The following is a 14419-nucleotide window of genomic DNA, read 5'->3' on the forward strand; positions in this document are numbered from 1 at the left end:
CAGGCAATAATTGTCAAGAGCTAATTTACATGCCTGTAGCAAGCAAAAAAAATGTTCAAGTGTGAAATAAAAAGCAAGTTTTATTTTAAGATAAACAATCTAAATTCACACTGACCATTACTACGTAGTTAATGTAAATGACGTAGCACAGGTGCACTAAAAAAACTTGGTATTTCCATCAACTGAATAGCGTGCGCAGTTTCCCGGCATCAGGTTGGTGAATCACTCCCTTTTCGGTAATCAGCGCTGTAACCAATTCTGCAGGTGTAATATCAAACGAAGGGTTACGTATCTGCACACCCTGCGCAGCCCAGTGGAAATCTCGAAAGCCTTTTACCTCATCTGCATGACGTTCTTCGATGGGAATATCCACACCGCTTGTGATAGACATGTCTATCGTGGAAAGCGGACAGGCTACATAGAAAGGAATGTGGTGGCGTTGTGCCAGCACGGCGACCATATAGGTGCCAATCTTGTTAGCGACATCGCCATTCGCGGCTACGCGATCCGTACCGACCACTACGGCATCCACTTCGCCGCGACTCATCATGTAGCCAGCCATATTATCAGTGATGAGGGTCACCGGAATTTTTTCCTGCACCATCTCCCATGCGGTCAGGCGCGCACCTTGTAGGAAAGGACGTGTTTCGTCAGCAATAACGGAAATTTTTTTCCCTGCCTCCACAGCGGACCGAATGACACCCAACGCAGTGCCATGGCCAGCTGTAGCCAGCGCTCCGGCATTGCAATGAGTCAATACATGTGCACCGTCCCGCAACAATTCGGCACCGTGCGACCCCAGAGCGCGATTGATGCGAATATCTTCGGCAAAAATCTCATGCGCCTCGGCCAACAGGCACATAGCTACTTGCCTGTTGGATTCATTCGATACGCTTTGCCATACCTGCTTCATGCGGGCTAACGCCCAAAACAAATTGACCGCAGTCGGCCTGCTTTGAGCCAGCGTATTAAAACCTTCATTCATCCCACGCTGGAAGGATTCATCCGTAACAGAAAGCAAACGCAGTGCCTCCAGCGCCACGCCGTAGGCTGCTGCCACGCCGATGGCTGGAGCGCCACGCACCACCATACTGCGGATACCTTCGGCCACAGCAGCGGCAGAGTCATATGACAAGTAAATAAACGTCGCAGGCAAAACGCGCTGATCTATCATCTCCAGCACACCATCCGACCAACGCAGAGTTTCAACTTTCATAGGGTGCCTCAAAAATTGCCATTCCCATTATCGTAATTATCCAGTTTGTAATTTCTCTGGACTACTACCCTTATTGAATGACAGCAATCACAATTGTGCAGGTGTTCAGTCACCCTCAAATTCACACAGCGCAAACACACTGTAGCCAAGTTTCTCTAAGCGCTTACGTCCACCAACATCGGGTAGATCAATGACAAAACAGCATTCAACAATTTGGCCACCAATCTTCTCAATCAGCCTGGTTGCCGCCTCCGCCGTACCGCCAGTAGCAATTAGATCATCCACAAGCAATACCCTTTCGCCTGAAGTAATCGCATCGGTATGAACTTCAATACGGTCAGTACCATATTCCAGTTCGTAGTCATGCCCTATAGTTTCTGCCGGCAACTTGCCTTGTTTACGAATCGGCACAAAACCTTTACCCAAAGCATAAGCCAGCGGCGCTCCTACGATAAAACCTCGCGCTTCAATACCCATCACCTTGTCGATTTCCATATCAGCATAACGACGTACCAACTCGTTTATGGTGATCCTGAAACCTATCGGATCCTTAAGGAGGGAAGTGATATCGCGAAACATGATATTCGGCTTGGGATAGTGCGGAATGGTGCGAATAAGAGATTTGATAGGCATATATCTTCAGGTTGTTAGGTGCATTTTTTGTAATCGACAAATTTTTCTTGCACGTCGTGCATTTGTTGCGACGTAAGAATGTGCGGTTCACCTGCCTGCAAAGCGCGCCAGTACAATTCGCACAAAAATTCGACCTCGATGGTTACCGTCAACGCATCCGTTAAATCAGAGCCCAGCGCAATCATGCCGTGGTTAGCCAGCAAGCAGGCTTTACGACCCTCCAGCGCGGACAATGCATAGTCTGAAAGCGTCTGTTCGCCAAACAACGCATAGGGTGTGCAACGGATCGTATTGCCGCCCGCCGCGGCGATCATGTAATGCACGGGTGGAACATCCTTGCGCAAACAGGCCAACGTGGTGGCAAACGCTGAATGCGTGTGGATGACAGCGCCCACGTCAGGACGGTTGGCTAGAATGTCACGATGGAAGCGCCACTCGCTGGTGGGCTTACCACCACACAAAACATTGCCATTCAAATCCATACGGACCATGTCGGCGGGGGTCATTTTCGCCACCGACATCGCAGACGGCGTAATCAATATGCCATCACCACAACGCACGGCCGCATTGCCGGAAGTACCGCGATTCAAACCTTGATCGAGCAAACGCTGGGACGCATCCAGTAACTCTAGGCGCAGGCCATCTTCCCCGGATGACATCAGGGCTTACCTTTCAACACCCGGCCCGCAATAGCATCCAGCTTTTCAATCATGGCTGCATCGCGCACTTCCGGCGCAGTAATGAGCGCGAATTCCAACGCCGAGCGACAACTACAGGCATCGGCCAGAGCATCAGTGCGCACTTTCGGAATGACATGCTTTACCAGCGTTTTCGCCTTGTCGGCATTTTCGGCGAGTATCTTGATGATCTGCCCTACCGTTACATGCTCATGATCGGGATGCCAACAATCATAGTCAGTGACCATCGCCACGGTGGCGTAACACAACTCTGCCTCACGGGCGAGCTTAGCCTCTGGCATGTTGGTCATGCCAATTACATCGCACCCCCAAGTACGATAGAGATTCGATTCAGCCAGACTCGAAAACTGCGGCCCTTCCATAACCAGATAAGTACCGCCACGAACGATAGGGATATTTGCCTCTTTCGCGGCCATCTCAATATGATCACCCAGCCTTTTGCAAACAGGGTAGGCCATAGAAACATGCGCCACCAATCCCGTGCCAAAAAAAGACTTATTGCGCGCAAAAGTACGATCGATAAATTGATCAACAATCACGAACGTGCCCGGCGGCAAGTCTTCGCGCAAGGAACCAACGGCGCTAACTGAAATGACATCGGTCACCCCTACCCGCTTCAGCACGTCGATATTGGCGTGAAAATTAATTTCGGTCGGAGGAATTCTGTGTCCGCGACCATGACGGGGCAAAAACACAATATTGTGACCGTCCAGTTCACCGAACAATAACTCGCTGGACGGTTCGCCGAACGGCGAAGTGACCTTTTCCCAGCGCTTGTTGGTCAACCCGGCAATGTCGTAAATCCCGCTGCCGCCGATGATGCCGATTCTTTCTGGTACATGGATCATGGTTGTCCGTAATTATTTTATATTTACAGGCAGATTGAAACAGGAAGTACAGTTTTATTCAAGACAATGAATGCTTGCCCACGCGATTGCCTTTAACAAACGTTGGTATGATACCCATCCATTTCCTACTTGAACTCTGCAAGCGTAGGTTGGCGCTGAGCTTGCGAAGCCCAACACGAAATCAAGTGGGCCAGACTTGACACAACGTTAGGCCGAATGCGTGATGTCAAGACTTGACCCAATACTGTTTGGTTAATAAAAATAAGTTAAATAAAATCAACTTACTGAACAGAAAAAACACTCCGTCAAACGCGCTATCCGAACAGTATTGAGACTTGACCCCTTTATTATTGAGTGGTGGTTGATGATTTCGAACGTAGAGTTAACCAGCCGCGCTTTTGACGGTCTGGTTGAACGTGGAGTTGATGGTCATACGTTTACTGGACGAGTCCGATTCGTCGCACCTCAGTTTCGGTAGCCATAACGATGCACTCCACTTCGCACGCCATCGCGCCGAGAATGTGTGCCGCTGGATATCCGCGAATAACCTCGATTTCGTCAAAAGATACACAGTAGGCACCATTAACGTTGTACTCAATTTTCGCATCATTAGAAGTGACAGCAAATACGACCTCATTTTTTCTGCGATCCCAGATTGGTGGCGGGATGCGGCAGTCACCGCCAGACCCACGAATTTTCAAGTTCATGTTACTGAGAAACTGGCAGGCCGGAACAAGAAGCCTATGTTTGTTAATGTTATTAGCTTTGTTGAGTGCCCAGATCAGGTCATTCCCTCCCTGATAAGGCTGGAACCCGCGAAAGATCGCAACAATCTCACTAGGGATATTTTTGCAATTCATCGTAATAATGCTTTCGAGATTCATTGCATCGTCGCCGATGGGAAAGTATGCCTTTCTAGGATCACCCACGCCAGCCGCGACAGCGACTGCGTATCCGGCTTGATCAAGCGCGGCTCTGAGATTTTCGAGCGCGTCTGCGGCGATTTCCCCGAAGCTGTCGGGGATTGTGGTGCTGAATTTGATCTTATGAAGTTGGTCAATGCCATTAGTGTCGGTCTCAACAGCATGGGAGCATGGGTAATCCACAAGGAATTTATTGATCCTTCCATTGAGGTCGTGGATGTGTACCTTAGCGCGAGAGATGCGGCGCTTTGAGCTGTTGAATGGGTCAGTCATAAAAATCAAAGAGATCAAGTCTTGACACAACGTTAGGCCGGATGCGTGATGTCAAGGCTTGACCCCTTTATTAATGTCGTAAATCCCGCTGCCGCCGATTATGCCGATTCTTTCTGGTACATGAATCATACTTGTCCGTAATCGTTTTATGTTTACAAGCGGATTGAAACAGGAAGTACAATTTTATTCAAGGCAATGAATGCTAGCCCACGCTATTGCCTTTAGCAAACGTTGGTATGATAGCCATCCATTACCTACTTGAACTCTGAACTCAATATGAAACTTGCGGTTGCACAAATCAATTGCATGCTGGGTGACTTGGCGGGCAATTCTGCCAAGATCCTTGCTTATGCAGAACAGGCCAAGCAACAGGGAGCCACTTTGCTACTTACGCCTGAGTTAAGCTTATGCGGTTATCCACCAGAAGACCTGCTGTTACGAAGTGGGTTTTACCGCACCTGTGATCTGGCATTGCAAGAACTTGCGCAACAAATTTGGGGGCTCACCGTGGTAGTTGGGCACCCGCATGAAGTAGACGACAAGCGCTACAACGCTGTCTCTGTGTTGCGCGACGGCCAGATCATCGCCACCTATCACAAGCATGAATTGCCGAACTACAGTGTGTTCGACGAAAGACGCTATTTCACGCCCGGTAACTCCCCCTGCATATTTGAAATGCAGGGCGTCAAATTTGCACTTAACATTTGTGCTGACATCTGGGAGGATCATACAGCGCAACGTGCATACGAAGCAGGAGCGCAGGTATTGTTGGTGCTGAATGCCTCACCATATCACATCGACAAACAGTCATTGCGCTATAAAATCATTCGTAATCGTATCGGTGAAACCGGTCTGGCGGTAATATATGCCAACATGGTGGGCGGACAGGATGAATTAGTGTTCGATGGCGCTTCGTTTGCGATGGATGCACACGGCACGTTAACGCATCACTTCGTTTCTTTTGAAGAAACGCTTGGACTGATTGAAATCCATGACGGCAAGCTAATGACTGGCGAGAGAATCCCTGCTCACAAACATGAGGACAGTATCTATCGCGCGCTGTGCCTGGGAGTCCGGGACTATATCGGCAAGAACCGTTTTCCGGGTGTGTTATTGGGTTTATCCGGAGGGATCGATTCGGCGCTGACATTGGCGGTAGCGGTAGATGCGCTGGGCGCAGACAAGGTACATGCGGTAATGATGCCATCGCCTTATACCGCGCAAATTAGCCTGGATGATGCGCGCGAAATGGCCGTAACGCTGGGTGTGCGCTACGATGAATTGGACATCAAGCCGACGTTTGATGCTTATCTCACTACATTAGAGGGTATGTTCAAGGGACTAACACCGAACACCACCGAAGAAAATTTACAGGCTCGCATACGAGGCAATTTGTTGATGGCCTTGTCCAACAAGTTCGGCTCTTTAGTGCTGACAACGGGCAACAAATCGGAAATGACCGTCGGCTATTGCACCCTATACGGCGATATGGCGGGCGGTTTTGCAGTGCTCAAAGACGTCAGCAAAACCTGGGTATATCGTCTGGCTACCTACCGTAACAGTTTGAGCAGGGTGATCCCGGAGCGCATCATCACACGACCGCCCAGCGCGGAATTAAAGCCCGATCAGACCGACCAAGATAGCTTGCCACCTTATGATGTGCTTGATGGCATAATGTTTCATTATGTGGAGCAGAATTTAACCATCGCTGAGATAGTGGCACATGGCTATACCGAGACGGATGTATATCGGGTGGTGAATATGATCCGCGTCAACGAATACAAACGCCGCCAAGCACCCGTTGGAGTGCGTATTACCGACCGCGGCTTTGGCAAGGACTGGCGCTATCCGATCACCGTGCGTTATCAGGACGGCTTTTAGATAAGCTATACTTAACAACATCTATACATTCGAGAACATCCATGAAAAAAATCGAAGCGATCATCAAACCGTTCAAACTCGATGAAGTGCGTGAAGCACTTTCAGAACTGGGGGTCAGCGGATTAACTGTGACCGATGTGAAAGGATTCGGACGACAGAAGGGGCATACCGAGCTGTATCGCGGCGCAGAATATGTAGTGGATTTTTTGCCCAAGATCAAAATAGAGGTAGTGATTGTTGCTTCTCTGCTGGACGCGGCAGTGAACGCCATCATTAAGGCAGCACATACCGGTAAGATTGGTGACGGCAAAATTTTTGTTACTTCAGTAGAACAAATCATCCGAATCCGTACAGGTGAGACGGACGAATCAGCAATTTAAGATTTTCGTTCATTCTCTTCGCAATACATTAAAAATCTCAAATCGGACGAATTCTCGATGAAGGGTGGAAACCTCTGATCTGAATGCGGTAACGTGTTAAATAATTCTGGATCTTTTAAAATTTGCACGCAAATACAAGCCATGCACTCTTCCGAATAGTCGAGAAATCCAGTAAAGTAGTTGCCCGCCATAACCAATAAGAGCAAAACCGATGAGTACAAAAGGGCAACAATTACAAGACCCGTTCCTGAATGCACTACGTAAGGAACATGTGCAGGTCGCCATTTATCTGGTAAATGGCATCAAATTGCAAGGTCAGGTCGAATCATTCGACCAGTATGTAGTACTCCTGAAGAACACAATCACACAAATGGTTTACAAGCACGCCATTTCCACCATTGTTCCCGCACGCGCCATAACCATTCCATTTGATGCTGAGTAATGCACAAAAGCACTGCGGTAATTAACACGGCAGTATTAGTCAGCCTGGATTTTGGTGCGCCGGATTATGCAGAAAGCCTTGAGGAATTGCGACTGCTGGCAGAAAGTGCAGGTGTGCGTTGCATCGCATTAGTGGAAGGGCGGCGGCATCGTCCTGATGCGTCATTATTTGCGGGGAGCGGTAAGGTGGATGAAATCTCCGCCATTGTCGAACAGAACGACGTTCCGCTGGTTATTTTTAACCACGACTTGTCCCCTGCGCAAATGCGCAATCTGACCGCTAGAATTAAGGCTCGTGTGATTGACCGCACCATGCTGATCCTGGATATCTTTGCCTTGCGCGCTCAAAGCCATGAAGGTAAGGTACAGGTGGAACTGGCCCAGCTTAAATATCTTTCCACACGTTTGGTCGGGATGAATACCGACATGGGCCAACAGAAATACGCAGTAGGTGCTCGCGGTCCAGGCGAAACACAGTTGGAACTGGATAGACGCAAACTGGATAAACGTGTAGTTTTATTGAAAGAGCGCCTAGAGAAGCTTCATCGCCATCGCCAAGTGCTACGCCGGTCACGTACACGATCAGATGTGTTATCGGTATCTATCGTTGGCTACACTAACGCGGGCAAGTCTACTTTATTTAATAAATTGACCCACTCGAATGCATATGTTGCAGATCAGTTGTTTGCCACGCTCGATACAACTGCTCGGCGCGTATATATCGAGGGATCGGGTCAGGTGGTATTGTCAGATACGGTAGGCTTCATTCGTCATCTGCCGCATAGTTTAATTGCAGCCTTTCGCAGCACATTAGACGAAACGGCGCAGGCCGATTTGCTACTGCATGTAGTGGATGCAAACAGCTCGGAACGGTTTGATCAGATAGCTGAAGTTAATAAAGTATTGCTGGAAATTGGCGCACAGCATATCCCGCAGATTTTGATATTCAATAAGATTGATTTACAGGATTTACCGGCGGGTGTGCAACGTGACGATTATGCTAGAATTGCGCGCATTTATTTGAGCGCTAAAACTGGCGCAGGTATAGATGAATTGCGTACGGCGTTGGCGGAAGTATGTAATACCCGAACACAATGGGATGTCCCTGCAACTAAATAATTGATTAAATAGGATGAGTTATGGGATTGAATGACCCCCAATGGGGCAACAAAAACGGTGGCGGCCCACCAGACATAGAAGCAGTGTTGCGCGATATCAATAAAAAAATCTCCGCACTGTTCGGCAACAAGGGCGGTGGCACCGGAAACACTGGCGGTGGAAACAACTCTAATAAATTCAATGCCAGCATCGGCTTGATTGCAGTGGTAGTTGCACTGATCTGGATCGCTAGCGGGTTTTACATCGTGGACGCTAGTCAGCGCGGCGTGGTGTTACGTTTCGGTAGTTTTGTCGAGACCACTCAGCCCGGCCCACGCTGGCATATGCCATTCCCTATTGAGTCCGTCGAAGTCGTGAACATTAGTCAAGTCAGGACAGTGGAAATCGGTTACCGTGACAACGTCAAAAACAAGATTTTAAAAGAGTCGCTGATGTTGACCGATGATGAAAATATTATCGATATTCAATTCGCTGTTCAATACTTCTTGAAAGACCCAGGCGAATACTTGTTTAATAACCGCGCACCGGATGAGAATGTACGTCAAGCGGCAGAAACCTCAATACGTGAAATCGTTGGCAAAAACAAGATGGACTTCGTGCTGTACGAAGGACGCGAACAGGTAGCTGCGGCCACTACCAAACTCGCCCAAGACATTTTGGATCGCTATAAATCCGGGATCCTGTTGAGCAAAGTTACCATGCAAAATGCGCAACCGCCTGAACAAGTGCAGGCCGCATTCGACGATGCGGTTAAAGCGGGACAGGACAGGGAGCGCCAGAAGAACGAAGGCCAGGCTTACGCCAATGATGTAATACCGAGAGCAAAGGGTGCCGCGGCACGTCTGATGCAGGAGGCCGAAGGTTATCGCCAGCGCGTGATCGCGAGTGCCGAGGGTGATGCCAGCCGCTTCCAACAAGTGCTGCTGGAATATGAGAAAGCACCTGTTGTTACTCGTGAACGCATGTATATCGACATGATGCAACAAATTTTGACCAGCACAAGTAAAGTGATGGTGGATCAGAAGAATGGTAACAACCTGCTGTACCTGCCGTTGGACAAGTTGATTCAAAGCACAGCGCAGGGTGGCCTACCTTTACCGGAAACACAAGCAGCGGGCCATATTGATCAACAAGCGGCTTCGTCTGCACCGATAAATGAAAGTGCGGCACTCATGCCGCGCGCACGCGAGGAATTACGCGGCCGCAACAGGGAGGCACGTCAATGAAACCTAATTTTGTCAATATTTTGATGGGTGCAGCCGCAGTATTAATCTTGCTCAGTCTCAGTATGTTCGTGGTAGATCAACGCCAGACGGTCATCGTATTACAACTTGGCGAAATGGTAGGAGTGAAGACCGCACCCGGTCTCTATTTCAAAATCCCGCTGATACAGAATGTACGTTATTTCGACTCGCGCATTTTGACCTTTGATAGCGTGGAACCAGAACGTTTTATCACAGCTGAAAAGAAAAACGTGATGGTGGATTCCTTCGTAAAGTGGCGCATCGCCGATGTAAAGCAGTATTACCTCAGTGTGAGCGGAGACGAGATCCGTGCAAAAACACGTTTGATGCAAACAGTAAACTCAAGCATGCGTGAGGAGTTCGGCAAACGAACTATTAACGAAGTGGTGTCCGGCGAACGTGAAAAAATCATGAATACTCTGCGTCAAAAAGCCGATTTAGACGCACGAAAAATCGGCGTACAAGTACTGGATGTACGCCTGAAACGGGTGGATTTCCCAACTGAGATCAGTGAATCAGTATATCGCCGGATGGATGCCGAGCGTAAACGCGTTGCCAATGAGCTACGTGCAACCGGTAATGCCGAAAGTGAGAAGATTCGCGCCGATGCTGACCGGCAACGAGAAGTGACGCTCGCCGATGCATACCGTGACGCACAAAAAATAAAGGGGGATGGTGATGCAAAATCATCTGCAATTTATGCTGCTGCATTTGGCCGTAATGCAGAGTTTTATGCATTTTATCGCAGCATGGATGCCTATAAACAAAGCTTCAAGAACAAGAGCGATGTCATGGTGATGGATCCCAGCTCCGCATTCTTTAAATATCTCAAGGGTTCCAGTAAACCGGGCAAATAAGTAGAGGTTTTCAATATGCTGACTTATTGGTTTATCGGGTTGGCATTGATGCTGGTTATTGAAGGTATCATGCCGTTTCTATTTCCTGCCTTGTGGCGCGAGGCGCTTCGCAAACTGGTACTGTTTTCTGATGGACAAATCCGTTTTTTAGGCCTCACTGCCATGCTATCAGGGCTGCTGTTACTGTATTGGGTAAAATAATGCCGAATTCAAATTGGCTATTGCCAGAATACATTCAAGATATCTTGCCGGACGAGGCATGGCGCATTGAAAGCATGCGCGCCAATGTACTTGAACTGCTGCGCCTGTCCGGTTATCAATTAGTAGCACCACCGCTGTTGGAATATGCCGAGTCTCTACAGATCATTGGCAACCATGATATGGACTTGCGCACTTTTAAGCTGGTTGACCAATTGAGTGGACGTACCTTGGCCCTGCGCGCCGACATTACGCCACAGGTAGCGCGCATTGACGCACATTTGCTCAATCGTCAAGGCATAACCCGGCTGTGCTATGCCGGCAGCGTACTCCACACCCAGCCTGCGGGATTAATGCGCACGCGCGAATTATTACAGATTGGTGCAGAGCTATATGGTCACAGCGGTTTGGAAAGTGATTTGGAGGTGCAGCGTTTAATGCTCCAGGCTTTGACTTTACTCGGTGTCGAAGGAGTTCATCTTGATCTTGGCCATGTTGCGCTTTTTCGCGCGCTAATCAATCGCGCGGGAATCCCGAAAAAACTGGAAATAGAATTGTCCAACGCATTGCAAGGCAAGAATGTGCCTGCATTGCGCCCATTAGTAGCTGATTTGATGCCTGAAGTGAAAAATGCGCTGTTGGCATTACCTAAATTGTACGGTGGGATAGAGGTGATAGAACACGCCCGTGCGACGTTGCCAAACTATCCTGAAGTGGCGGCAGCGCTGAATGAGCTGGAACAAGCTGCGGGTCATCTGCAACCTCTGGCACATAGCATTGGCATCGATCTTGCCGAGCTGCGAGGCTATCACTACCACAGTGGCATGGTATTTGCCGCTTATCATGCAGGCAGCCATGATGCCATCGCTGTGGGCGGACGCTATGACGACGTAGGTAAAAGCTTCGGCCGCGCCCGCCCCGCCACCGGCTTTAGCATGGATTTACGCCAGTTGCATGGCTTGCTGGCGCAACACTCGCAACCTATGGGCATATTGGCACCACATCGTGATGATTCAGCACTCCATGAAAAAATCGCGCAGTTGCGCGCACAGGGGCACGCAGTGGTAGTTGATTTTTTGGACGCTTTGGAACTGCGCACTGAACTCAATTGTGACAGCGAACTAATCATGCGCGATGGTGCATGGCACGTGGAAAAAATGAAATTTTAAATTTATCCCCACTTACCGAAGAGGTGGGGACAGTTTTGAATGCCAACGATCAATAGTAAATCAGGAATCAGTAATGTCGAAAAATGTTGTAGTTATCGGGACGCAGTGGGGCGATGAAGGCAAGGGTAAGATAGTCGATTGGCTCACTGATCACTCGCAAGGCGTGGTGCGCTTCCAAGGCGGCCACAATGCCGGACATACACTCGTAATTGGTGGCAAAAAAACCGTACTGCACCTCATTCCCTCTGGCATCCTGCGCGAGCATGTGATGTGTTACATCGGCAACGGTGTGGTGGTATCGCCACAGGCGCTGCTTAAAGAGATGGATGGTTTGGCTGCTGCCGGTGTGGATGTCTATAGCCGCCTGCGTATTTCCGAAGCGTGCCCATTGATTTTACCTTATCACGAGGCCTTGGATAAAGCTCGTGAGTTGGCTAAGGGCGCAGCTAAAATTGGGACTACCGGACGCGGTATCGGCCCCGCTTATGAAGACAAGGTAGCGCGTCGTGCCATCCGTCTTCAAGACCTGTTCCACCGTAAGCGCTTCGCCGCCAAGCTGGGAGAGGTGCTGGATTATCACAACTTCGTATTGAAGAATTATTTCAACACCGAAACAGTTGATTTCCAGAAGACATTAGACAACACGCTAGCGCTGGCTGAGCGCATCAAACCATTGGTGCTGGACGTGCCGCGCGCTTTGTATGAGGCGAACAAAGCCGGGTTGAATCTACTATTTGAAGGCGCGCAGGGCACTTTGCTGGATATAGATCATGGCACTTATCCTTTCGTTACTTCCAGCAACTGCATCGCAGGAGCGGCTTGCACGGGTAGCGGTGTCGGCCCGCAGATGTTGCATTACGTACTTGGAATCACCAAAGCATATACCACACGCGTTGGATCCGGCCCCTTTCCAACCGAATTAGACGACGAAGTGGGTAAGCATCTGGCAGAGAAAGGGCATGAATTTGGCTCAACCACCGGACGCGCACGCCGTTGTGGCTGGTTTGATGCGGCTGCGCTCAAGCGTTCCATTCAAATTAACGGCGTGTCAGGCTTATGCGTAACTAAGTTGGATGTGCTGGATGGGGTTCAAACGCTACGCTTAGGCGTGGGCTATCGTAGCGAAGGACAGTACAGCGACATCCTGCCAGTCGGTGCGGAATCCCTGGTTGGCTGTGAGCCGATATATGAAGACATGCCAGGCTGGAGTGGCAGCACAGTAGGGGTGAAGCGTTATGAAAACCTGCCGCTGGAAGCGCGCAACTATCTTCAACGCATTGCAGAAATTTGTGAAGTGCCGGTTGACATGGTTTCCACTGGATCAGATCGCGATGAAACCATCGTGTTGCGTCATCCATTCGAGTGCTAAGTAATTTTTGGCATTGAGAACTTAATAACACAGCAGAACCAGGCCACGGCGTTTATTGTTTCATGATTGCGTGGATGTAATTGCTGGGGATAGCATATGAAATACCGCTCGGGTGGGTTAACACGTTTTCTTTAGTGCCTTTTACAAATACCATATTGAGGATGCCAAAAACTTTTCCTGTTTTAGGGTCAAACAGCGGACTGCCGCTATTTCCGGGATAAGCAGTTCCATCCAGTTGAAATACCAAATAGGGTGCTCGAAGTCGCTTGATTATATTGATGTCAAGCTGTTTCGTGGATAGTGCTGGGATAACAATAGGGGTAATAGCCGAAATAATGGCTTGGTGCGTCACCGGATAGAGTCCCAGCACCATGCCAATGGGAAATCCGGTAAAGGCGACTGTTTCTCCCTCTTTTACAGTATCTGAATCTCCGATTACCAAGGCAGGCAAGGCTTCGCCACTTATTTTCAACAACGCCAAATCATGCTCAACATCAACCTCGACTATAGTCGCAGACCGAGCCTTGGCTGATGCACCGCGACCAACGAAAACAGCCAACGATTCCTTTTTTTCCGTGTTTAGATTTTGCGGAACGACATGGGCATTGGTAATGATATGGAGACCATCACCTACAGCAAATCCCGTTCCAAGAAAATTGGCTGGTGGTGCGCGAGTTTGTAATATGGTTCCGATAGCTACAATAGAAGGCCTGACTATTTCTATGGTCTGGGAGAGCTCACCCCCAGATGCGTTACCAAAATGGCAACACAGGGCCAAAAAAGAGGTCCATATGAATTCAACAGTGAATCGTTTTTTTCGATTATCAAATAAGAGCCCAACCACCTTAAGGTTCTCTCCCTTGCGCTTAATATAGTAACGGTACTGATTAAAATAGCGCGTATTTTCAACATCCAGCTTGGACAATAAGTGAACAAACAAGCGACTGAAACGCCAGCTCCCAACAGACAAATCGATAAGTACCTTGGTAACGGAACGGTCGCATATACAGCCATCATTAGTCACTATAATCCCCCAAAATATTGAATTTTCCTTTCCAATTATGCGCTTCGGTCGATGTCAAGACAAGCGTAACAAAAGTAATAGCGGCTCAGAAGACCTCGCAATAGCGTATTCAATTTCTAATTCCATTTACAGTCTCATGTTCTGTG

The 14419-nt window shown here is 48.8% G+C and carries 15 protein-coding genes; 10 read left to right on the forward strand and 5 right to left on the reverse strand.

Annotation, left to right across the window (positions count from 1 at the left end; genetic code table 11):
- Window positions 1-178: 178 nt before the first annotated feature.
- The 4 genes from mtnA to MKZ32_RS11680 all read right to left on the reverse strand — a co-directional run bounded on the left by mtnA (window position 179) and on the right by MKZ32_RS11680 (window position 3395).
- Window positions 179-1216 carry an S-methyl-5-thioribose-1-phosphate isomerase gene (gene mtnA, locus MKZ32_RS11665; protein ID WP_239797425.1) on the reverse strand — a complete coding sequence of 346 codons (1038 nt, stop codon included), beginning with the start codon at window positions 1214-1216 and terminating at the stop codon, window positions 179-181.
- 105 nt (window positions 1217-1321) lie between these two features.
- Window positions 1322-1849, reverse strand: coding sequence for an adenine phosphoribosyltransferase (locus MKZ32_RS11670; RefSeq protein WP_239797426.1), 528 nt, complete (start codon window positions 1847-1849; stop codon window positions 1322-1324).
- 14 nt (window positions 1850-1863) lie between these two features.
- On the reverse strand, window positions 1864-2508 hold the full coding sequence (locus MKZ32_RS11675) for a class II aldolase/adducin family protein (RefSeq protein ID WP_239797427.1): 645 nt from the start codon (window positions 2506-2508) through the stop codon (window positions 1864-1866).
- Window positions 2508-3395: an S-methyl-5'-thioadenosine phosphorylase gene (locus MKZ32_RS11680; protein ID WP_239797428.1), complete on the reverse strand. Its 888-nt coding sequence runs from the start codon at window positions 3393-3395 to the stop codon at window positions 2508-2510. The genes MKZ32_RS11675 and MKZ32_RS11680 overlap by 1 nt, the downstream gene beginning before the upstream one ends.
- 425 nt (window positions 3396-3820) lie before the next feature.
- Between MKZ32_RS11680 and MKZ32_RS11685 the strand changes: the two genes are divergently transcribed.
- From MKZ32_RS11685 to MKZ32_RS11730, 10 genes are all read left to right on the forward strand, one after another.
- Window positions 3821-4570, forward strand: a complete 750-nt coding sequence (locus MKZ32_RS11685; RefSeq protein WP_239797429.1) for a hypothetical protein — start codon at window positions 3821-3823, stop codon at window positions 4568-4570.
- 297 nt (window positions 4571-4867) lie between these two features.
- On the forward strand, window positions 4868-6472 hold the full coding sequence (locus MKZ32_RS11690; RefSeq protein WP_239797430.1) for an NAD+ synthase: 1605 nt from the start codon (window positions 4868-4870) through the stop codon (window positions 6470-6472).
- A 41-nt stretch (window positions 6473-6513) separates the two neighbouring features.
- Window positions 6514-6852: a P-II family nitrogen regulator gene (locus MKZ32_RS11695; protein ID WP_239185152.1), complete on the forward strand. Its 339-nt coding sequence runs from the start codon at window positions 6514-6516 to the stop codon at window positions 6850-6852.
- Window positions 6853-7063: 211 nt separating this feature from the next.
- Complete coding sequence (hfq, locus tag MKZ32_RS11700; RefSeq protein ID WP_239797431.1) at window positions 7064-7294, forward strand: RNA chaperone Hfq; 231 nt, start codon at window positions 7064-7066, stop codon at window positions 7292-7294.
- Window positions 7294-8412, forward strand: a complete 1119-nt coding sequence (hflX, locus tag MKZ32_RS11705; protein WP_239797432.1) for a GTPase HflX — start codon at window positions 7294-7296, stop codon at window positions 8410-8412. Before hfq ends, hflX begins: the two co-directional genes overlap by 1 nt.
- A 20-nt stretch (window positions 8413-8432) precedes the next feature.
- Window positions 8433-9638: an FtsH protease activity modulator HflK gene (gene hflK / locus MKZ32_RS11710; RefSeq protein WP_239797433.1), complete on the forward strand. Its 1206-nt coding sequence runs from the start codon at window positions 8433-8435 to the stop codon at window positions 9636-9638.
- Window positions 9635-10513, forward strand: a complete 879-nt coding sequence (gene hflC, locus MKZ32_RS11715; protein WP_239797434.1) for a protease modulator HflC — start codon at window positions 9635-9637, stop codon at window positions 10511-10513. Before hflK ends, hflC begins: the two co-directional genes overlap by 4 nt.
- A gap of 15 nt (window positions 10514-10528) precedes the next feature.
- Window positions 10529-10714 carry a DUF2065 domain-containing protein gene (locus MKZ32_RS11720; RefSeq protein ID WP_239797435.1) on the forward strand — a complete coding sequence of 62 codons (186 nt, stop codon included), beginning with the start codon at window positions 10529-10531 and terminating at the stop codon, window positions 10712-10714.
- Window positions 10714-11880, forward strand: a complete 1167-nt coding sequence (locus MKZ32_RS11725) for an ATP phosphoribosyltransferase regulatory subunit (protein WP_239797436.1) — start codon at window positions 10714-10716, stop codon at window positions 11878-11880. Before MKZ32_RS11720 ends, MKZ32_RS11725 begins: the two co-directional genes overlap by 1 nt.
- 73 nt (window positions 11881-11953) lie before the next feature.
- Window positions 11954-13249, forward strand: a complete 1296-nt coding sequence (locus tag MKZ32_RS11730; RefSeq protein WP_239797437.1) for an adenylosuccinate synthase — start codon at window positions 11954-11956, stop codon at window positions 13247-13249.
- A gap of 52 nt (window positions 13250-13301) precedes the next feature.
- Here MKZ32_RS11730 and MKZ32_RS11735 read toward each other — a convergent pair whose 3' ends face one another.
- Window positions 13302-14174, reverse strand: a complete 873-nt coding sequence (locus MKZ32_RS11735) for a S1 family peptidase (RefSeq protein ID WP_239797438.1) — start codon at window positions 14172-14174, stop codon at window positions 13302-13304.
- Window positions 14175-14419 lie beyond the last annotated feature (245 nt).

Origin of the sequence: Candidatus Nitrotoga arctica, from assembly GCF_918378365.1 — a bacterium.
GTDB lineage: Bacteria > Pseudomonadota > Gammaproteobacteria > Burkholderiales > Gallionellaceae > Nitrotoga > Nitrotoga arctica.